The organism is Pseudoalteromonas sp. 11L1, from assembly GCF_055397545.1.
The window spans coordinates 287,925-303,679 of sequence record NZ_AP041142.1 but is presented as its reverse complement, the minus strand read 5'-3'; the positions used below and the strand labels follow the sequence as shown (position 1 = coordinate 303,679).

Here is a 15,755-nt window from a genome sequence, read left to right as displayed (position 1 = left end):
AGCGCTGTGAAAAAAATCTGCCATAATAACAACAACATTAAAAAAAAAGTTACCTGTGTGAAAATACTTATCGTGGATGATAGCCATGCAACACTTGAAATAGTACGCCGAGGGTTGGAAAAGTTTGGCTATCGGAAGTTATTAATAGAAAAAGCCAACAATGCTAAATCAGCGTTAACGCTGATTGGTAGTTGGCACCCCGATATTGTGCTTACAGACTGGCATATGCCTGACATGTGTGGAGTTACGCTATTACGTGCAATAAAGCAAAGGCAACTTAATATAATAGTAGCAATGCTAACCACGGTTGATGAAAAGTCTCAAATTGAAGAAGCCATTAGCTTTGGCGCATCTTTTGTTCTATCAAAACCTTTTACAGATGAACAACTTCACGATAAGTTATTACCTCTGGTTCAACTTGTAGAAAATAACGAAGTCATTCCTGATGAAATTGAATTAAATGATGATTTAGCGTTGCCAAAGTTGTCGCAATTAGAACGGTTGTTTCATAAACATATAAGTCAGTCTTTAATCGTAAACACAATTCAACCGCAGGTATTCGATGAATCTAAAGTACCCTGTGTAATGGCTGTTTATGAGGATCCTAAAAGTCAAAAAGTACGCGCTATTGCCATACTTGATATTTATGCCGCCTGCGTAATGGCAAGTGGCTATAGCAGCTTGTCGGCTGAAGATATTAGTAACTCAATATTATCTGGCGTTGTAACGAATACAGCATTAAGCGCATGTAAAAAAGCGTTAACGGAAACGGCTTTTGCTTTTTTAGACAAACGAACACGCGTTAGTTTACAAATCAAAACGGTCAAAGTGATTACCACGCCTTTTCGTAAGCTCACTTTGCTGTATAAAACACCTGCTGAAAAGCGTATTGATTTTAGCTGCCAGCTTGAGGGCATGGCACAAGGTAAAATTATGCTAGTTGGCATTTAGTAAATTAAACTTACGTAGTTACCATTATAAAAAAGTTTAATTTTAAAAACACCCTGCTCCTGCAAAAGCGCAGCCTCTCTGCACCCTCATGGTAAATCAATCACTTAAGGATCTTATTACACAAAGAGAAGTGAATGAGCAAAAAATGAGAAACAAAAACCATCACATAGTCTTAAACGCGCCAGTGAAAAGTCAAATATTAGCTCCCCCCGAAGCCCGTACCCTAAGTTAAATTAATCCAAACATGTTTAAACAAAAAAGGCGCTTCCGGTTAAGGTAAGCGCCTTTTGTTATTTTAACTGCTACTTATTTTACTATTTTCATTTCGTCTAATAGGTTTTGGGCGTTATCTACTTTATCCATTACCCACAGCATGTAGCGTGAATCTACATGAATTGAGCGGTTTAGTTCTGGGTTGTAATCCCAATCACCAATAATGCTTTCGTACACACCGTCAAACAGTAAACCCACCAGCTCAGCATCGCCGTTAAGCGTTGGCGAACCTGAGTTACCACCTGTCGTGTCTACATTTGATAAAAAGTTAACTGGAACAGTATTCATGCCACCAGTGTAATCACCATAAAGCTTCGCTTTAATTTGCTCTTGCAGCTTTTTAGGCGCATTAAATGGGTCAACATCGGTGTTTTTAGCCAATAAGCCTTCAAGTGAAGTAAACGGCGTAGCCACTAATCCATCTTGCGGAGAATAACCGCCTACCGTGCCGTAAGTTACACGTAATGTGCTGTTTGCATCGGCGTAAACCGGTTTGTTTTGCGCTTTGTTAAAGGCAATAATTGCACTCATTAACTCTGGGCGAGCAGCTTGTAACTTACCAGCCAAGGCTTTTGACTTATCTTCTTCGGCTTTCATTACTGTGAATATGGCTTTTGCATATTGCATGAACGGATCTTGGCTTTGGTTAAGCTGGCTCAGTGTTTGTTCAAATAATGAATTACGTACAATTTCATTATCTAATCTTGAGTTAGCGTACATTTCATCTAGCAATGCACTTTGTTTTGCTTTATCAAAACCGTTTTCTAAAGCAAAAGCTTTATCAATTTCACTAAAACGCTCTGCTTTAGGTAATGCTGCATATTGCTCTAAAAAGTGCAGTAATATAGCTTTATCTACATTGGCATCAAAGCGACGTGACATACGCTCAAGAGAAGATTTAATACGCGGTAAATCGCGTTCTTGATAACCTGATTCGCGCTCACTATTTGGCTTTTGTTTTTCAACCGCTAAGCGATATAAACGACGTGCCGTGCTGATCATTTGTGAACGATGAACATAGCCTACCATACGGTCGCGCTCACTATGCTCTTGCGATTGTGCTACTAATGTCGATAACTCATTAAGCACATTTCCGTAGCGCTGTTTACGTTCGCTATCGCTGTTGATCCAGCTTGTAAGTTCCTGTTCAAACTGTTTTTTACGCTCAAACATGGTGCCTTTTTTGAAGCTTTCAATCATTGAACCATAGTTTTTAATGTAGTTGTTGTAACCGGCTATGGTGCTTTCGTAAGCAATACGGGCTTTGCTGCCATCTTCTGAGTTTTCTTCAATTAGTGACACGTATTTAGTATTGTGCATGCGCGCTTTAGGGTAACTGTCGTTAAAAACATAATCGACCTCTGCCGCAATACGGTAGCGATTAGTACGCCCTGGGTAGCCAGTTACCATAACAAAGTCGCCCTCTTGAACGCCTTTAGCACTTACACTTAAGTAAGACTTTGGCACGTACGGTACGTTATCTTCACTGTACTCTGCTGGCTTGCCATCTTTACCTACATAGGCGCGGTAAAAACCAAAATCGCCTGTATGGCGCGGCCACATCCAGTTATCTATATCGCCACCATATTTACCTACGCCCATGGCAGGTGCATACGCTAAACGTACATCTTTAATTTCCAGCGATTTAATTAGGTAAAACTCTAAACCACCATGAAACGAATACACATTACAACGGTAGCTAGCATCAGCTTCACACTGTGCAACGAGTGCTTTTTGATTTTTTTCTAACGCATCATAGCGTGCTTTTGCGCTTAGCTCGTTAGTGCCGCTAATCACTTTATCGGTCACATTGGTCACTGTTTCGGTTACGTACACACGTGAACCTGGCGCAGCTGGTAGGTCTTCAGCCGGTGTTTTTGCTAAAAAGCCATTTTCTAAAATGTTATTTTCAGGCGTTGAATTATATTGCACCGAACCATAAATACAGTGATGGTTAGTTACAACTAAGCCTTTTGGCGAAACAAACGAGGCTGTACAACCGCCTAAGCTGATAACCGCATTCATTGGAAATTCGGTTAATTTTGAAATTGAATCAACGCTAATTTCAAGCCCTTTGGCTTTTAAAATTGACTCAAGCTCTGGTAATTGATGAGGTTGCCACATGCCTTCATCGGCATGGACCGCAGAAGAAAGTGCCAGTGAACAGGTTACTACCAATGTGGCAACAAGAGGTTTTAAACGCATTATAGAATCCCTTTTATTATTGAACCAGCAGATTACTCATTAAGTATGAGTTAGGTCAACTGCGCTGAGATAAATTGTTACAATATAGCGCTCAATAAACAAAAAAGGAGCTCAGGGTTTGTGACCCTAAGCTCCTTTTTAAACAAAAAGATAAACGATGTTAGTCGTCTTTTTTCACATCATTTGGATGCGCTACGCCCATCCATGCTTTAAACAGCGCTTTTTGCTCAGCAGTAGCATTTTTATTAGCGACTACTTTTTTAGGTTTGTCGAAATCTTCAGACAACACAAGCTCAGTCGACATTAATGCATCACGGCGAATAAAATCAACAGTTACCTTGTCTCCTGCTTTAAAGGTTTCTAGGCTCGCGGTTAAGTTTTTCCCTACATGCTTTTTGTTAATAGCGACGAGTTTATCGTCTGTAGTTAAGCCACCTTGCCATGCTGCGCCATCGCGGCGTACATGGGTAAGTGTTAGTAACTCACCAGTATTTTTAGTAAAGGCATCTAAGCTTGGTGTGGCCTTGGCTTTTTCTGGTAATTCAAAGCTTAAACCAACTTTTGCCAGTAATTCATCAAAATCTAGGCTGGCTGGTGTGCTAACATTTTCTTGCCACCAAGCGCTGTAATCACGTCCTGATAGTTGTTTTAAAATAGCTAATACGTCTTGTTCAGTAAAACCCGCTGGTAGCTTATGTTGCTTATAAAGTTCGTTGTGTACGTCTTTATAGCTTATTTTACCTTGGCTTTTTTCAAGTAGGTCTATATCTAACGCCATCGACAATAACGAGCCTTCAAGATAAATATTAGTGCCGTAATTACGTGCATGATCGCCACCTTGATTTATCCATTTATCAAAGCTGGTTTCACTTGCACTTTGCACTTCACGACCAGGGGTAGTGAGGTGGCGATTAATGGTTTTACTAAAGTTCTTAAAAAATTCATCGGTGGTTTGAATACCCGAACGCACTAATAAATGATCTTCAAAATAGCTGGTAGACCCTTCAGCAATCCACAGCAATTTTGAATAATTAATATTAGTGTAGTCATATGGCGCAAGTCCTTTAGGACGGTATGCTTTTACATTCCAAGTATGAATAAATTCATGTGCCGCTGTACTGATAAAAGCTAAATAGTCTTCACGTTTAGCAAAGCGATCACGTGGGCGTTGAATAATAGTTGAGTTTAAGTGTTCGGTTGCACCGCCCGCGCCCGATGTAGCATGCACCATAAATACATAACGCTCATACGGGTAGCTGTCCCAAATTACATTGCCCGTTGCCACTAGCTTTTTCAGATCGGTTAGCATCAGTTCTATGTCGTAATTACCTTCGCCCCACACCACTAGTTCATACTCACGGCCATCAACTTCAAAAGTACGCAGTTCATTAACACCGGTTTCTATTGGAGAATCAACTAGCACGTCGTAGTCACTGGCTTTAAAGCTGTGTTTGTTTTTATAATTTTCCATACCTGACACAGAGCGCCATGCTTTAGGTACGTTTAATTCAACCGTAACTGGCTCTTGGCGAAATGACTCGCTAAACATAAAAAAGCCCGATGCATCAACAAACGCATGGCTATCGTCAATATGGCGAGCGCGCTTACCTAGCTCATTGGCATACACTTGGTAATCAACATTGACTTGAGTCGGCTCATTTAAATGAACACGCCATGTGCTGTGGTCTATTTTTTCCCACTTTAATGCATTACCTTCATCGTCGCTGGCTTTAAAATAGCGAACGCCATTGGCAAGGTTTAAAATTTCGTAGCGACCAGTACGCCATGCTGGCAATTTTACATCTAAATAAGACTGCGCAGTTTTAGGAAACTCTACATTTACATCACCTAAATGATGTTCTGGCTGAGAGATATTTAAAGCGTAGTTAACGTCGGCAAATACAGGTGCTGAACAGGCAGCTAAAATTGATAAGGCAAGTAGCTTTTTCATGAAGGCTCTTTTTTATATAACGTATTGTTGTACCAAGGTTAACAAGACCCATTTTAAAAGTGAATTAAAAGCGGTAAATGCACTTATATTTAAGATCGCTCGTATTTTGTTATTAAAAACATTAAGTTTTTGATCTCATCCCTACTATTAATATGTTTTTGTTGTAAACTAAAACAATAAAGGTATTAAGATAATGGTGTGTAGGTGTCTAGGAGCTCCAATACGGTGGAACAAAAACTAAAGCAAGCAATCGACAGTAGAAAAGTAGTAGAAAGTGCTCGCCAACATCAAGTGAGTACGCTTTCTAATTTTGCAGCTAAGTTATCATTAAGCTGTAAGGGACTTGATACTGAGCTTGATAACCGCCTAGCTAAGTTTCGAAACGCATTAAACAAAGGAATGGGTTATGAAGACTTTGCTCCTTTGGTGGATGATATTTTAGCTTTGCTAAAAAACCAAGAAGCCATTCAACTAGCACATCAACGTGATCTTCTCACCAGTGTACAAAATGCAGGTAAGCAATTACAACAAACCAAAGGTTTACCTAACGATACCCGCAGAACACTGCGCCACTTACTCGATAACGAGCTAGACGATATTCAATCAGTACATGGTTTTATACCTGTTTTAAATCAGCTGATCACTTTTTATCATCAAGCTTTATTAGCTAAAAGCAACGATACCTTTGAGCCTCCAAATCTTAGTGCTCTTACTGAAAAGCTATTTAAATTAGTTAGTCAGTTAGTACTTGAAGAAGAAGCCAACGATGAGCTGTATTTAATAAAAAAACGTATCGCTAAAAATAAAGCCGTAGACCAACTTCTTGATGCAGCAATTGATGTAATCACACTCATTGTACAAAGCATTCAAGTTGAGCGTGCGTCAGCGCAAAGCTTTTTAACTTCATTAAACCAAACGCTTGGAGAGCTACATAGTTCATTGGTTTCAACCAGAGAACATTCTGAATCGATGAATGTTGAATTCGAATCAATTAATCAACGAATTGGTGAAAAATTAAAAAATTTAAATACACAAACAAATAAAGCAACATCAATTACAGAGTTAAAGCAATTGGTTGAAAATGAGTTACGCTCATTGAGTGCAGACATTCTAGAAAAAGAACAACTGGAACAAAAAGATCGCCAAATTTTAATTTCTAGCTTTGCACATATAAACGATAGAATTGGCAGTTTAGAAAACAAAGTTAGTAATTATAAAAAACGTTTAAATGAACAACGCTTTAAAAGTTTACTCGACAGTCTTACCAAGTTACCTAATCGAGCAGCCTTTGACGAACGCTACAATCACGAAATTAATTTGTTTAATGAACAACCGTCAGACATAACCTTAGTGGTTATTGATGTTGATCATTTCAAATCAATTAACGATCGCTTTGGTCACACAGCCGGCGACATTACCTTGCAAGTGATTGCCAAAGCGCTGCAAAAATCGATTAGACAAACTGACTTTATTGCCCGTTATGGCGGCGAAGAGTTTGTGTTATTAATGCCTCGTACATCACTTGATAACGCTGTCGAGCATCTCAATAAATTAAGACTGTCGATTAAAAAGATCCCATTTAAATTTAAAGACAAACAAATTCAAATTACCGTTTCGTTAGGCGCAACCCAATTTGAAGTGGGTGATACGCCTCTAAAAGCGTTTGATAGAGCCGATGAAGCTCTATACGATGCTAAAAACTCAGGCCGGGATCGTCTGTGTATTAGTAAATAGTGTTATGCACTTTTACCTTTGAGTATAAGGCATAACTACGCAGTAAATTTACCCAAGAAGTTTCAAGGAGAATGTCGATGCTAATACAATTAAACCCTACAGGGGTATTAGACTTATTGTCGCAGCTAGAAGTAGACTTACTCGAGCAATCATCAACCAGCGAACGCTACAGACTATTTAGAAACTGTGTATTGGCCGTGCTTAATGTAGGCAGCCACACCGATGTAAGCAATGATATTTACGATAAACATAAAGATTTTGATATACGCTTGGTCAGCCGTGAACGCGGTATAAAAATTGAATTAGAAAATCCTCCGCAAACAGCCTTTGTTGATGGCCACATAGTAACTGGTATACATGAGCACATATTTTCGGTTATTCGCGATATTTTGTTTATTTGCCAAAAGTATGAAAAAAACCTGCAGGAAACAAAAGCCATTACTCACATGGTTTTTGACATGCTAAGAAATGCCGACGCACTTAAAGTAAATAGCGAACCTAACATGATTGTATGTTGGGGTGGCCATTCGATTAACGAAGTCGAATATAAATACACTAAACAAGTTGGCTATGAACTGGGGTTACGTGGGTTAAATATTTGTACCGGCTGTGGGCCTGGTGCAATGAAAGGCCCAATGAAAGGCGCAACCATTGGCCATGCAAAGCAACGTATTACCAATAATCGTTATTTAGGTTTAACTGAGCCAAGCATTATAGCGGCAGAGCCACCCAATCCGATTGTAAATGAACTGGTTATTTTACCCGATATTGAAAAACGTCTTGAGGCATTTGTTCGTACCGCACATGCCATTATAATTTTTCCAGGTGGCGCAGGTACAGCCGAAGAGTTGCTATATTTATTAGGTATTTTGTTACACCCCGAAAACGAAAAGCAATGTTTACCGGTTATTTTAACTGGCCCTAAACACAGCAAAGCTTACTTTGAAGAGCTTTGTAAGTTTATTCAAATGACTTTAGGCGATGCCGCACTGAGTAAATTTGAAGTGATTATTGATGATCCTCAATTAGTTAGCCAAAAGCTTAAATCGGCTATGAGCGGAGTTCGCGAATATCGTAAAAGCCAAGGCGATGCTTATTACTTTAATTGGACGTTGAAAATAGAAAATGATTTTCAGCAGCCTTTTTACCCAACTCATGAAGCCATGGCGTCACTTGATTTACACCTTGATCAGCCCAAACAACAGCTTGCAGCTAATTTACGCCGTGCGTTTTCGGGAATTGTTGCCGGTAACGTAAAAGAAGAAGGCTTAAATGTAATTAACGAGCATGGCCCCTATGTACTAAGTGGTGAGCCTGATTTAATGAAAGCAATGGACAAACTTTTACAAGCGTTTGTAGAACAAGGTAGAATGAAACTTCCCGGAAGTAAGTATATCCCTTGTTATACAATAAAAGCGTGAGTTTATAATTGAATCCCCATTTACTCCTTATTGATGCGCTTAATTTAATTAGGCGCATTTATGCTGTTGATGCAAACCAAAGCCATCATAGCGACGAACACATGTTAAAAGCATGCTGTGCCCGAGTTGCACATGCATGCAAAAAGCTTTTAACAACCACCAATGCAACCCATGCAATAGCCGTTTTTGATGGTGACAAAAGCTGGCGTTACCACTTTTATAAAGACTACAAACATTCGCGTGCTCCTATGCCAGAGACTCTAAAAAGCGCGTTACCTCATTTTAAAGCGGCCATTGAAGAAACCGGTATTGTGGTATTTGAACCGACTAACGATGAAGCCGACGATATTATTGCGACTTTAGCGCATAAAGCCGCTAATAATCAGATAAACAACACCATTGTCTCTACGGATAAAGGATTTTTACCTCATTTGAATGAGCATATTGAAGTATACGATTACTTTAAAAAGCAGCACCTGAATAAAGAACATATTGAAGAGCGCTTTGCTGTCGCTCAACATAAACTCATCGACTTTTGGGCATTAGCAGGCGATAAAACCAATGACATTCCGGGTGTGAAAGGTATTGGTGTTAAATCTGCGCAGCAATTGGTTAATCAATATAGCTCTATTGAAGAAGCGTTAAAGGATGAATCGTTAAACGCGCGGTTACAAAAAAAGCTGAATGAAGATATGGATATGTTTATTATTTCTAAGCAGTTGGTGAGTTTGCGTACAGATATCCATTTAGGCTTTAGTTTAAAGCAGTTAAGGCTTAATTAGTCGCAAGTTAATAGCGCTGCACTTTAGCAGTACGTATACTAGTAATAGGTGTTTTGATCTGGGTTAGCAATGTTTAAAAAGTTTTTTAGGTATTTAATATTAGGATTAGGTTTATATGCACTAATAGCCACGACGGTTATTATGTTTTATAAAGACGATCCACAAGCTATGATTTGGCAAGATAGAGAAGCTTTTAATAAACGCTATATAGAGAAATTGCGCTTGGAAGATACCTTTACGCTAAATGATGTGCTTGAATACTTAGGTAGTCCAGATTTAACCTATGCTAAACGTGATGGCGAGCAAGTATGGCAAGTAATTTTTTATCGCACCCAACATAAAACTTCTGACGGCATCACCACCATGGATGAATGTACTGGGTTGCTATTTAAAAATGGCCAACTAATAATGTGGGGCCCAAGTGCTTATGAAAAATACCTTGAGCATAATGACGGGAAAACTTAATGGAAGCTCCACTGTCGGGTAAACTAAAAAAACTACTCGAAAGCACACAATTGCTTTTAAGCTCCCATAACAACAAAAGTCAGTGGCATACCTTTTACCCTCTTGTGTGTAAACTATCAGAGCAATACGCAGCGTTATACAAACAAAACCCAGCGGCCTTACAAACTCAGTTAAATCTATATAAAACACAGTATAGTTACGCAACCAATTTAGTCGTTAATCAGTGTGTATTAACCTGTGCTTTGTGTAGTAGCCAAAACTACGACAACGATTTAACCGAGCTTTATATTAGTGCTTCACTAGTTGAGCACCTTTGTGTTGCTAAGCAATTAAATAAGCTAGCTGAACAGCAAGCGTTTAACGAAGCCGATAAAAAAATATGGTCGTTACGCCATAAGCTTGCTGCCAAAGTACTATTAACGGCTAAGCAACCTGCACATAAAATTGCCCATATTTTGGCTAAACTCAGCAAATACAAACATGCATTATTAGATACACCTAAAATTATGCTTTATGACGGTGCTAGTGTGGTGGTTGCTTTAGCAAATATACTAGCGCTTAACGTTACTTGTAATACAAAGCAACAGCACATAAATTTTTATAAAGCGGTCGCTGATTTATATATAAGAACCCCTAACTCATTTGCACAAGCGTTATTAAAAGCGTTAGTTGCTCATATAGGACGATATATACCAGGCAGCCAAGTTGTTTATGCCGACCAAGCTATGGTTTATTTAGCCACTGATACACAAGGCCGACATATTATAGTTAATAACGCCAATACTAAGATGGTATGGTATCGTATAAAAGCGTCCTTAGTGGATGACTCAAAAGCATGGGAATGCAACGATAATCGCTTATTTTTAAAAATATGGGACAGTGAACATCTTAATATCACGCATAATAATCAATCTGCACAAACGCCTTTGTATCAGTTAGTAAAACAAATAAAAACGCAAAAAGAATACAGTTTTAAAGCTTTAAACACCTTACTTACTCCCTACCCTGATGTTGTAAAGTCAGTGTGTTTAGCAGTAAAGCACTACAATAAAGAGCGATTAGCCGCTAAAGATTTAAGGCACAGCTTATCTATGGTGGGTTACGATAAAGCACCCGCTATTATTCAAGGGGTCGTGTTTGAACAATTAGTAAATAGCATTGCTCATCCTCTACATGCCTTTTTATACACCCGTATTAGCTGTTTAGTAAATATATTAGAGCTATTAGTTAAACATAATCCTAGCGTTCAAAGTGAGCGTATTAGCTTAAGCTTATATGCCTATTTATATTATGTACTGATACATTACAGCCCTGATGTTTCAAGAAAAATCATCATAGATCAAACACCGAATAAATCTCTCGATACACCGTTTAGTACATTTTTTGGTATAAACAACATAGATGCCACTCATTTACACAACGAGTTTAACGAATTACTAAGTGGCGATCCTTGGGCATCGGCTTTATTAAAAGCTGAGCAGCTCCCTAAAAAGCAGCTTGATGATGCTAGTCAATTATGGGCAGCATTAAAAGTTGTGGCGCAGCGTATATTAAAACCCAACCAGCCATTAACAGCGTGGCAACAACAAACATTGAATCAACAACTTCGTCGCCATGGCTGGCAAACTGAGGTAGATTTTAATCAATCACTGCTGCGCTTAGGGTTACACAATAGTATTTAGCTGACTTATTATCACTATAACTTAAAGTTATACCCTGTATTCATACTATAAACTGGCAAAATGAGTGATATATTGGTATAAATGCCGGCTTAAATTTAGCACCCCTGTCATATAAGTAGTCTAAACTCTGAAAGTGTTTATTATTTATATGTGTATCCAAATCTTTAAAGGAAAAGTTCATGGCCAAACAAACCATAACAGTGATCAAAGGCGACGGCATCGGCCCAAGCATTATCGACTCAGCACTTGAAATACTAAAAGCCGCAGGATGCGATTTTGATTATGAATTTGTTGACGCTGGCCTAGCTGCGCTTGAGAAAACAGGCGAGTTGCTTCCACAAGAAACAATTGACACAATTGCTAAAAATAAAATTACCTTAAAAGGTCCACTAACCACGCCTGTGGGCGAAGGTTTTACATCAATCAACGTAACACTTCGTAAGCAATTTGGTTTATACGCTAATGTACGCCCGGTTAAATCGTTTGCCGGTACTAAAGCACGTTACGACGATATTGATATCATCACTATTCGTGAAAACACACAAGGCATGTATTCAGGTGCAGGCCAAGTTGTATCAGAAGATGGGACTGAAGCTGAAGCAAAATCAGTGATCACTCGCGAAGGCGCAGAAAAAATTGTTACATTCGCATACGAACTTGCTGTGCGTGAAGGCCGTAAAAAAGTGACCGCTGTACATAAAGCAAATATTTTAAAATCAACCTCTGGGTTATTCTTAAAAGTAGCGCGTGAAGTAGCTGAGCGTTACCCAGAAATTGAATCAACTGAAATGATTGTTGATGCAACATGTATGAAGCTTGTAATGACCCCTGAAGAGTTTGACGTTGTCGTTACAACTAACTTATTCGGCGATATCTTATCTGACTTATGTGCGGGCTTAGTTGGCGGTTTAGGCATGGCGCCTGGTGCAAACATTGGCGAAGATGCTGCTATTTTTGAAGCTGTTCACGGTAGTGCGCCGGATATTGCTGGTAAAAACCTTGCGAACCCAACGTCAGTAATTTTAGCCTCTATTCAAATGCTAGAGCATTTAAACATGGGCGATACAGCTGAGCGTATTCGTAGTGCTGTTGCTGATGTAATTAAATCAGGCGACCGTACTACTCGTGATCTAGGCGGCAGCCACGGCACTACTGATTTCACACAATCAGTAATTGACCGTCTGTAATTAATACTGTTAGATTAATAAGCCAGCATTAGCTGGCTTTTTTTATGTCTAAGAAATACCGTATTTATGCGTTTTAACCACCTTCCTCAAGCCCAACCACAACAGAAATCTGCATAATATCTGCTAATAAGTAAGAAAAACTCACAAAAAATAGACTAATAGATTAAAATGAATTAAAAAATGAAATTTTAATCTAAAAATGCAGTTTTTGGTTGACATGAGTACTCAAAAGCCTTAAAAATAACCACATACAAAAATTGTAATTTAAACAGCATTTTATTTTAAGAGCAAAACATCATGAATACACAATTTCGCCTTTTAGTCTTACTCGTACTGGTCTTAGTGATAAGCCCAGCGGGGATGTATTAAAAGGTGAAAAATGCTTTTTAAAACCCTCGCACTACGCGAGGGTTTTTTTTTGCATATAATCAACAGAGGAATGAGGATGAGTAGACAAGAATATAATGGCTCTGAATTGGTTGTTAAGTCATTAAAAGAGCTAAAGGTAAAGTATATATTTGGTTACCCCGGCGGCTCAGTATTAGATTTATACGACGCACTTTTTCAGCAAGATGATATTGAGCACATTTTAGTACGCCATGAACAAGCGGCTACACACATGGCCGATGGCTACGCAAGAGCAACCGGTGAAGTAGGTGTTGTACTTGCTACATCCGGACCTGGTGCAACAAACTGTGTAACAGGCATAGCAACTGCGTATATGGATTCAATTCCTATGGTGGTATTATCAGGTCAAGTGCCAACAAATCTTATTGGCGATGACGCGTTTCAAGAAACCGATATTGTTGGTTGCTCTCGCCCTATTGTAAAACATAGCTTTAATTGTAGAAGCGCGAGTGAAATCCCTAATATACTTGCCAAAGCTTTTTATATTGCCAGCACAGGACGCCCTGGTCCTGTTGTAGTAGAGCTTCCTAAAGACATGCTTAACCCAGAACTAACTTTTGCTTACAACTTTCCAGCGGCAACTGAGCTCAGAACCTATAATCCAAATACAAAGGGTCATTCTAAACAAATTCGTAAAGCTGTTACTGCTATTTTAGAAGCGAAGAAACTGGTTATCTACTCGGGTGGCGGTATTGTGCTTTCAAACACCTCAGAGCAACTAACTCATTTAGTCGAGTCACTTAACGCCCCTATTACCAACACGCTTATGGGACTAGGTGGTATATCGGGCATTCACCCTAACTTTATTGGTATGTTAGGTATGCACGGTACATTAGAAGCAAATAAAGCCATGGCCAATGCCGATGTTATTTTGGCGCTTGGCGCACGATTCGATGATCGGGTTACTAATAACGTTCAAAAATTCTGCCCAAATGCCACTATTGTCCATGTAGATGTTGATCCAACCTCTATTTCTAAAACCATTAAATCACATATTCCTGTTGTTGGCTGTTTAGCGACGGTACTGGAGCAATTACAAACTGCCATAGATAACAGTTCGATTAAAATTGATCGCAGTGCACAAGAAGATTGGTGGCGACAAGTGATCAGCTGGCGTGAACAAAAATGCCTTAGTTACAATAATGATGGTGACAAAATTAAACCTCAAGCAGTTATCGAGGCAATATATGAAGCCACTAACGGAGATGCTTATGTTAGCTCTGATGTTGGCCAACACCAAATGTTTGCGGCGCAGTATTACCCATTTAAACACCCTCGTCAGTGGATCAATTCAGGTGGCCTAGGGACTATGGGTTTTGGATTACCTGCGGCAATGGGCGTTAAACTGGCTTTTCCTGAAAAAGAGTCTTTATGTGTAACTGGCGACGGCTCTATTCAAATGAACATCCAAGAGCTATCAACCTGTTTACAGTATAACTTAGCAGTAAAGGTGATCTCCTTAAATAACCGCTCACTGGGTATGGTCAGACAATGGCAAGACATGATTTATGGTGGCAGACACTCTTCATCGTATATGGAGTCTTTACCTGATTTTGTAAAGCTTGTTGAAAGCTATGGCCATGTAGGGATCAGGGTAAACACCCTTGATGGATTACAACCTGCGATAGACAAAGCAATGTCGATCACTGATAGATTAGTATTTTTAGATATTTTAGTAGACGAAAAAGAACATGTTTACCCGATGCAAATTAAGCATGGTGGCATAGACGAGATGTGGTTAAGAAAAGGAGTGAAAGCATAATGCGTCGTATATTATCTATATTATTAGAGAATGAACCCGGTGCGTTATCACGTATAGTGGGGCTTTTTTCTCAACGAGCATACAATATTGATAGCTTAACGGTGGGCACTACAGATGATGAGTCTCTTTCTCGTATTACGGTAACCACTAAAGGCGATGACAGAATTGTTGAGCAAATAACGAAGCAAGTAAACAAACTGGTCGATGTACTTAAAGTTATTGATTTAACTGAAATGAGTCACATAGAGCGCGAACTTCTGTTAGTAAAAGTCTTTGCCAAAGATGAAGCGACTCGTGCGGCAGTTACCCGCGTTGTTGATGTATTTCAGGGGGCTATTTTAGATATGGGCCGACAAAGTTACAGCCTTCAATTAGTAAGCAGCACCGATAAAATAGAATCGTTTTTGGATACCTTACGCCACGAAACCGACATTATAGAAGTAGTTCGCTCAGGTGCGGTCGGCATTGGGCGAGGAGATAAAGCACTTAAAGCTAAATAAGCGTTAAATTTAGTGCAAAAAAAAGGGCTAAATAGCCCTTTTTTTTATTCATAAATCTCAAATTATGGATTTACTTGATCTTTAAGACCTTTACCTGGTTTAAAACTTGGGATAGTCGCAGCTGAAATTTGGATTTCTGCACCCGTTTGTGGATTACGACCTGTGCGAGCAGCACGTTCTTTAACTGAAAAAGTACCAAAACCAACTAACGCAACAGAGTTACCTTCTTTTAATGAAGAAGTTACAGCGCCTGTAAATGCCTCAAGTGCACGTGCTGCGGCTGCTTTAGAGATTTCTGCGTCAGTAGAGATTTTTTCAACTAGTTGAGCTTTGTTCATTATTAGATTCCTATTCGTTATTATTTTGCCTTTGCAAATCCTATCTTTATGCATTTTCGAAGAGTTAGCAACAGCAAATTACGTTTTTTATCTAAA

At 39.1% G+C, this 15,755-nt stretch carries 12 protein-coding genes; 9 read left to right on the top strand and 3 right to left on the bottom strand.

The features are described from left to right. Positions 1-57: 57 nt before the first annotated feature. Entirely contained in the window at positions 58-951 is an 894-nt protein-coding gene (locus ACZ5WS_RS17095) for a response regulator (protein ID WP_075170202.1), read from the top strand. A 306-nt stretch (positions 952-1,257) separates the two neighbouring features. Here ACZ5WS_RS17095 and ACZ5WS_RS17090 read toward each other — a convergent pair whose 3' ends face one another. Together ACZ5WS_RS17090 and ACZ5WS_RS17085 are read right to left on the bottom strand one after the other, a co-directional pair. Continuing rightward, positions 1,258-3,429 carry a S46 family peptidase gene (locus tag ACZ5WS_RS17090; RefSeq protein WP_464712083.1) on the bottom strand — a complete coding sequence of 724 codons (2,172 nt, stop codon included), beginning with the start codon at positions 3,427-3,429 and terminating at the stop codon, positions 1,258-1,260. A gap of 160 nt (positions 3,430-3,589) precedes the next feature. Next, positions 3,590-5,380 (bottom strand): M61 family metallopeptidase, encoded by a 1,791-nt coding sequence (locus tag ACZ5WS_RS17085; RefSeq protein ID WP_464712082.1) that lies wholly within the window; start codon positions 5,378-5,380, stop codon positions 3,590-3,592. Between the two features lie 225 nt (positions 5,381-5,605). On the opposite strand from ACZ5WS_RS17085, the gene ACZ5WS_RS17080 reads away from it, so the two are divergent. The 8 genes from ACZ5WS_RS17080 (at position 5,606) to ilvN (ending at position 15,321) form a co-directional block, all read left to right on the top strand. Continuing rightward, a complete protein-coding gene (locus ACZ5WS_RS17080) occupies positions 5,606-7,114 on the top strand; it encodes a GGDEF domain-containing protein (protein WP_464712081.1) in 1,509 nt (502 codons plus the stop codon). A 77-nt stretch (positions 7,115-7,191) separates the two neighbouring features. Then, positions 7,192-8,535, top strand: coding sequence for a nucleotide 5'-monophosphate nucleosidase PpnN (gene ppnN / locus ACZ5WS_RS17075; RefSeq protein WP_138607986.1), 1,344 nt, complete (start codon positions 7,192-7,194; stop codon positions 8,533-8,535). Positions 8,536-8,543: 8 nt separating this feature from the next. Beyond that, on the top strand, positions 8,544-9,317 hold the full coding sequence (gene xni / locus ACZ5WS_RS17070) for a flap endonuclease Xni (RefSeq protein ID WP_138607984.1): 774 nt from the start codon (positions 8,544-8,546) through the stop codon (positions 9,315-9,317). Positions 9,318-9,386: 69 nt separating this feature from the next. Continuing rightward, positions 9,387-9,782: a DUF3192 domain-containing protein gene (locus ACZ5WS_RS17065; RefSeq protein ID WP_464712080.1), complete on the top strand. Its 396-nt coding sequence runs from the start codon at positions 9,387-9,389 to the stop codon at positions 9,780-9,782. After that, the gene (locus ACZ5WS_RS17060) at positions 9,782-11,464 is read left to right on the top strand and encodes a hypothetical protein (RefSeq protein WP_464712079.1); all 1,683 of its coding nucleotides are present in this window, start codon (positions 9,782-9,784) and stop codon (positions 11,462-11,464) included. Before ACZ5WS_RS17065 ends, ACZ5WS_RS17060 begins: the two co-directional genes overlap by 1 nt. 179 nt (positions 11,465-11,643) lie before the next feature. Further along, positions 11,644-12,651 carry an isocitrate dehydrogenase gene (locus ACZ5WS_RS17055; protein WP_138607979.1) on the top strand — a complete coding sequence of 336 codons (1,008 nt, stop codon included), beginning with the start codon at positions 11,644-11,646 and terminating at the stop codon, positions 12,649-12,651. Between the two features lie 445 nt (positions 12,652-13,096). Beyond that, positions 13,097-14,821 (top strand): acetolactate synthase 3 large subunit, encoded by a 1,725-nt coding sequence (locus ACZ5WS_RS17050; protein ID WP_464712078.1) that lies wholly within the window; start codon positions 13,097-13,099, stop codon positions 14,819-14,821. After that, positions 14,821-15,321 (top strand): acetolactate synthase small subunit, encoded by a 501-nt coding sequence (gene ilvN, locus ACZ5WS_RS17045; protein ID WP_076921825.1) that lies wholly within the window; start codon positions 14,821-14,823, stop codon positions 15,319-15,321. Before ACZ5WS_RS17050 ends, ilvN begins: the two co-directional genes overlap by 1 nt. 62 nt (positions 15,322-15,383) lie before the next feature. Here ilvN and ACZ5WS_RS17040 read toward each other — a convergent pair whose 3' ends face one another. After that, positions 15,384-15,659, bottom strand: a complete 276-nt coding sequence (locus tag ACZ5WS_RS17040; RefSeq protein ID WP_138607972.1) for an HU family DNA-binding protein — start codon at positions 15,657-15,659, stop codon at positions 15,384-15,386. Positions 15,660-15,755: the final 96 nt, after the last annotated feature.

Excerpts from the sequence above, each read along its gene's own strand:
- ACZ5WS_RS17065 (WP_464712080.1), top strand. The coding sequence starts at position 9,387 with ATGTTTAAAAAGTTTTTTAGGTATTTAATATTAGGATTAGGTTTATAT.
- ACZ5WS_RS17040 (WP_138607972.1), bottom strand. The coding sequence starts at position 15,659 with ATGAACAAAGCTCAACTAGTTGAAAAAATCTCTACTGACGCAGAAATC.
- ppnN (WP_138607986.1), top strand. The coding sequence starts at position 7,192 with ATGCTAATACAATTAAACCCTACAGGGGTATTAGACTTATTGTCGCAG.
- ACZ5WS_RS17055 (WP_138607979.1), top strand. The coding sequence starts at position 11,644 with ATGGCCAAACAAACCATAACAGTGATCAAAGGCGACGGCATCGGCCCA.
- ilvN (WP_076921825.1), top strand. The coding sequence starts at position 14,821 with ATGCGTCGTATATTATCTATATTATTAGAGAATGAACCCGGTGCGTTA.
- ACZ5WS_RS17060 (WP_464712079.1), top strand. The coding sequence starts at position 9,782 with ATGGAAGCTCCACTGTCGGGTAAACTAAAAAAACTACTCGAAAGCACA.
- ACZ5WS_RS17085 (WP_464712082.1), bottom strand. The coding sequence starts at position 5,380 with ATGAAAAAGCTACTTGCCTTATCAATTTTAGCTGCCTGTTCAGCACCT.
- ACZ5WS_RS17090 (WP_464712083.1), bottom strand. The coding sequence starts at position 3,429 with ATGCGTTTAAAACCTCTTGTTGCCACATTGGTAGTAACCTGTTCACTG.
- ACZ5WS_RS17050 (WP_464712078.1), top strand. The coding sequence starts at position 13,097 with ATGAGTAGACAAGAATATAATGGCTCTGAATTGGTTGTTAAGTCATTA.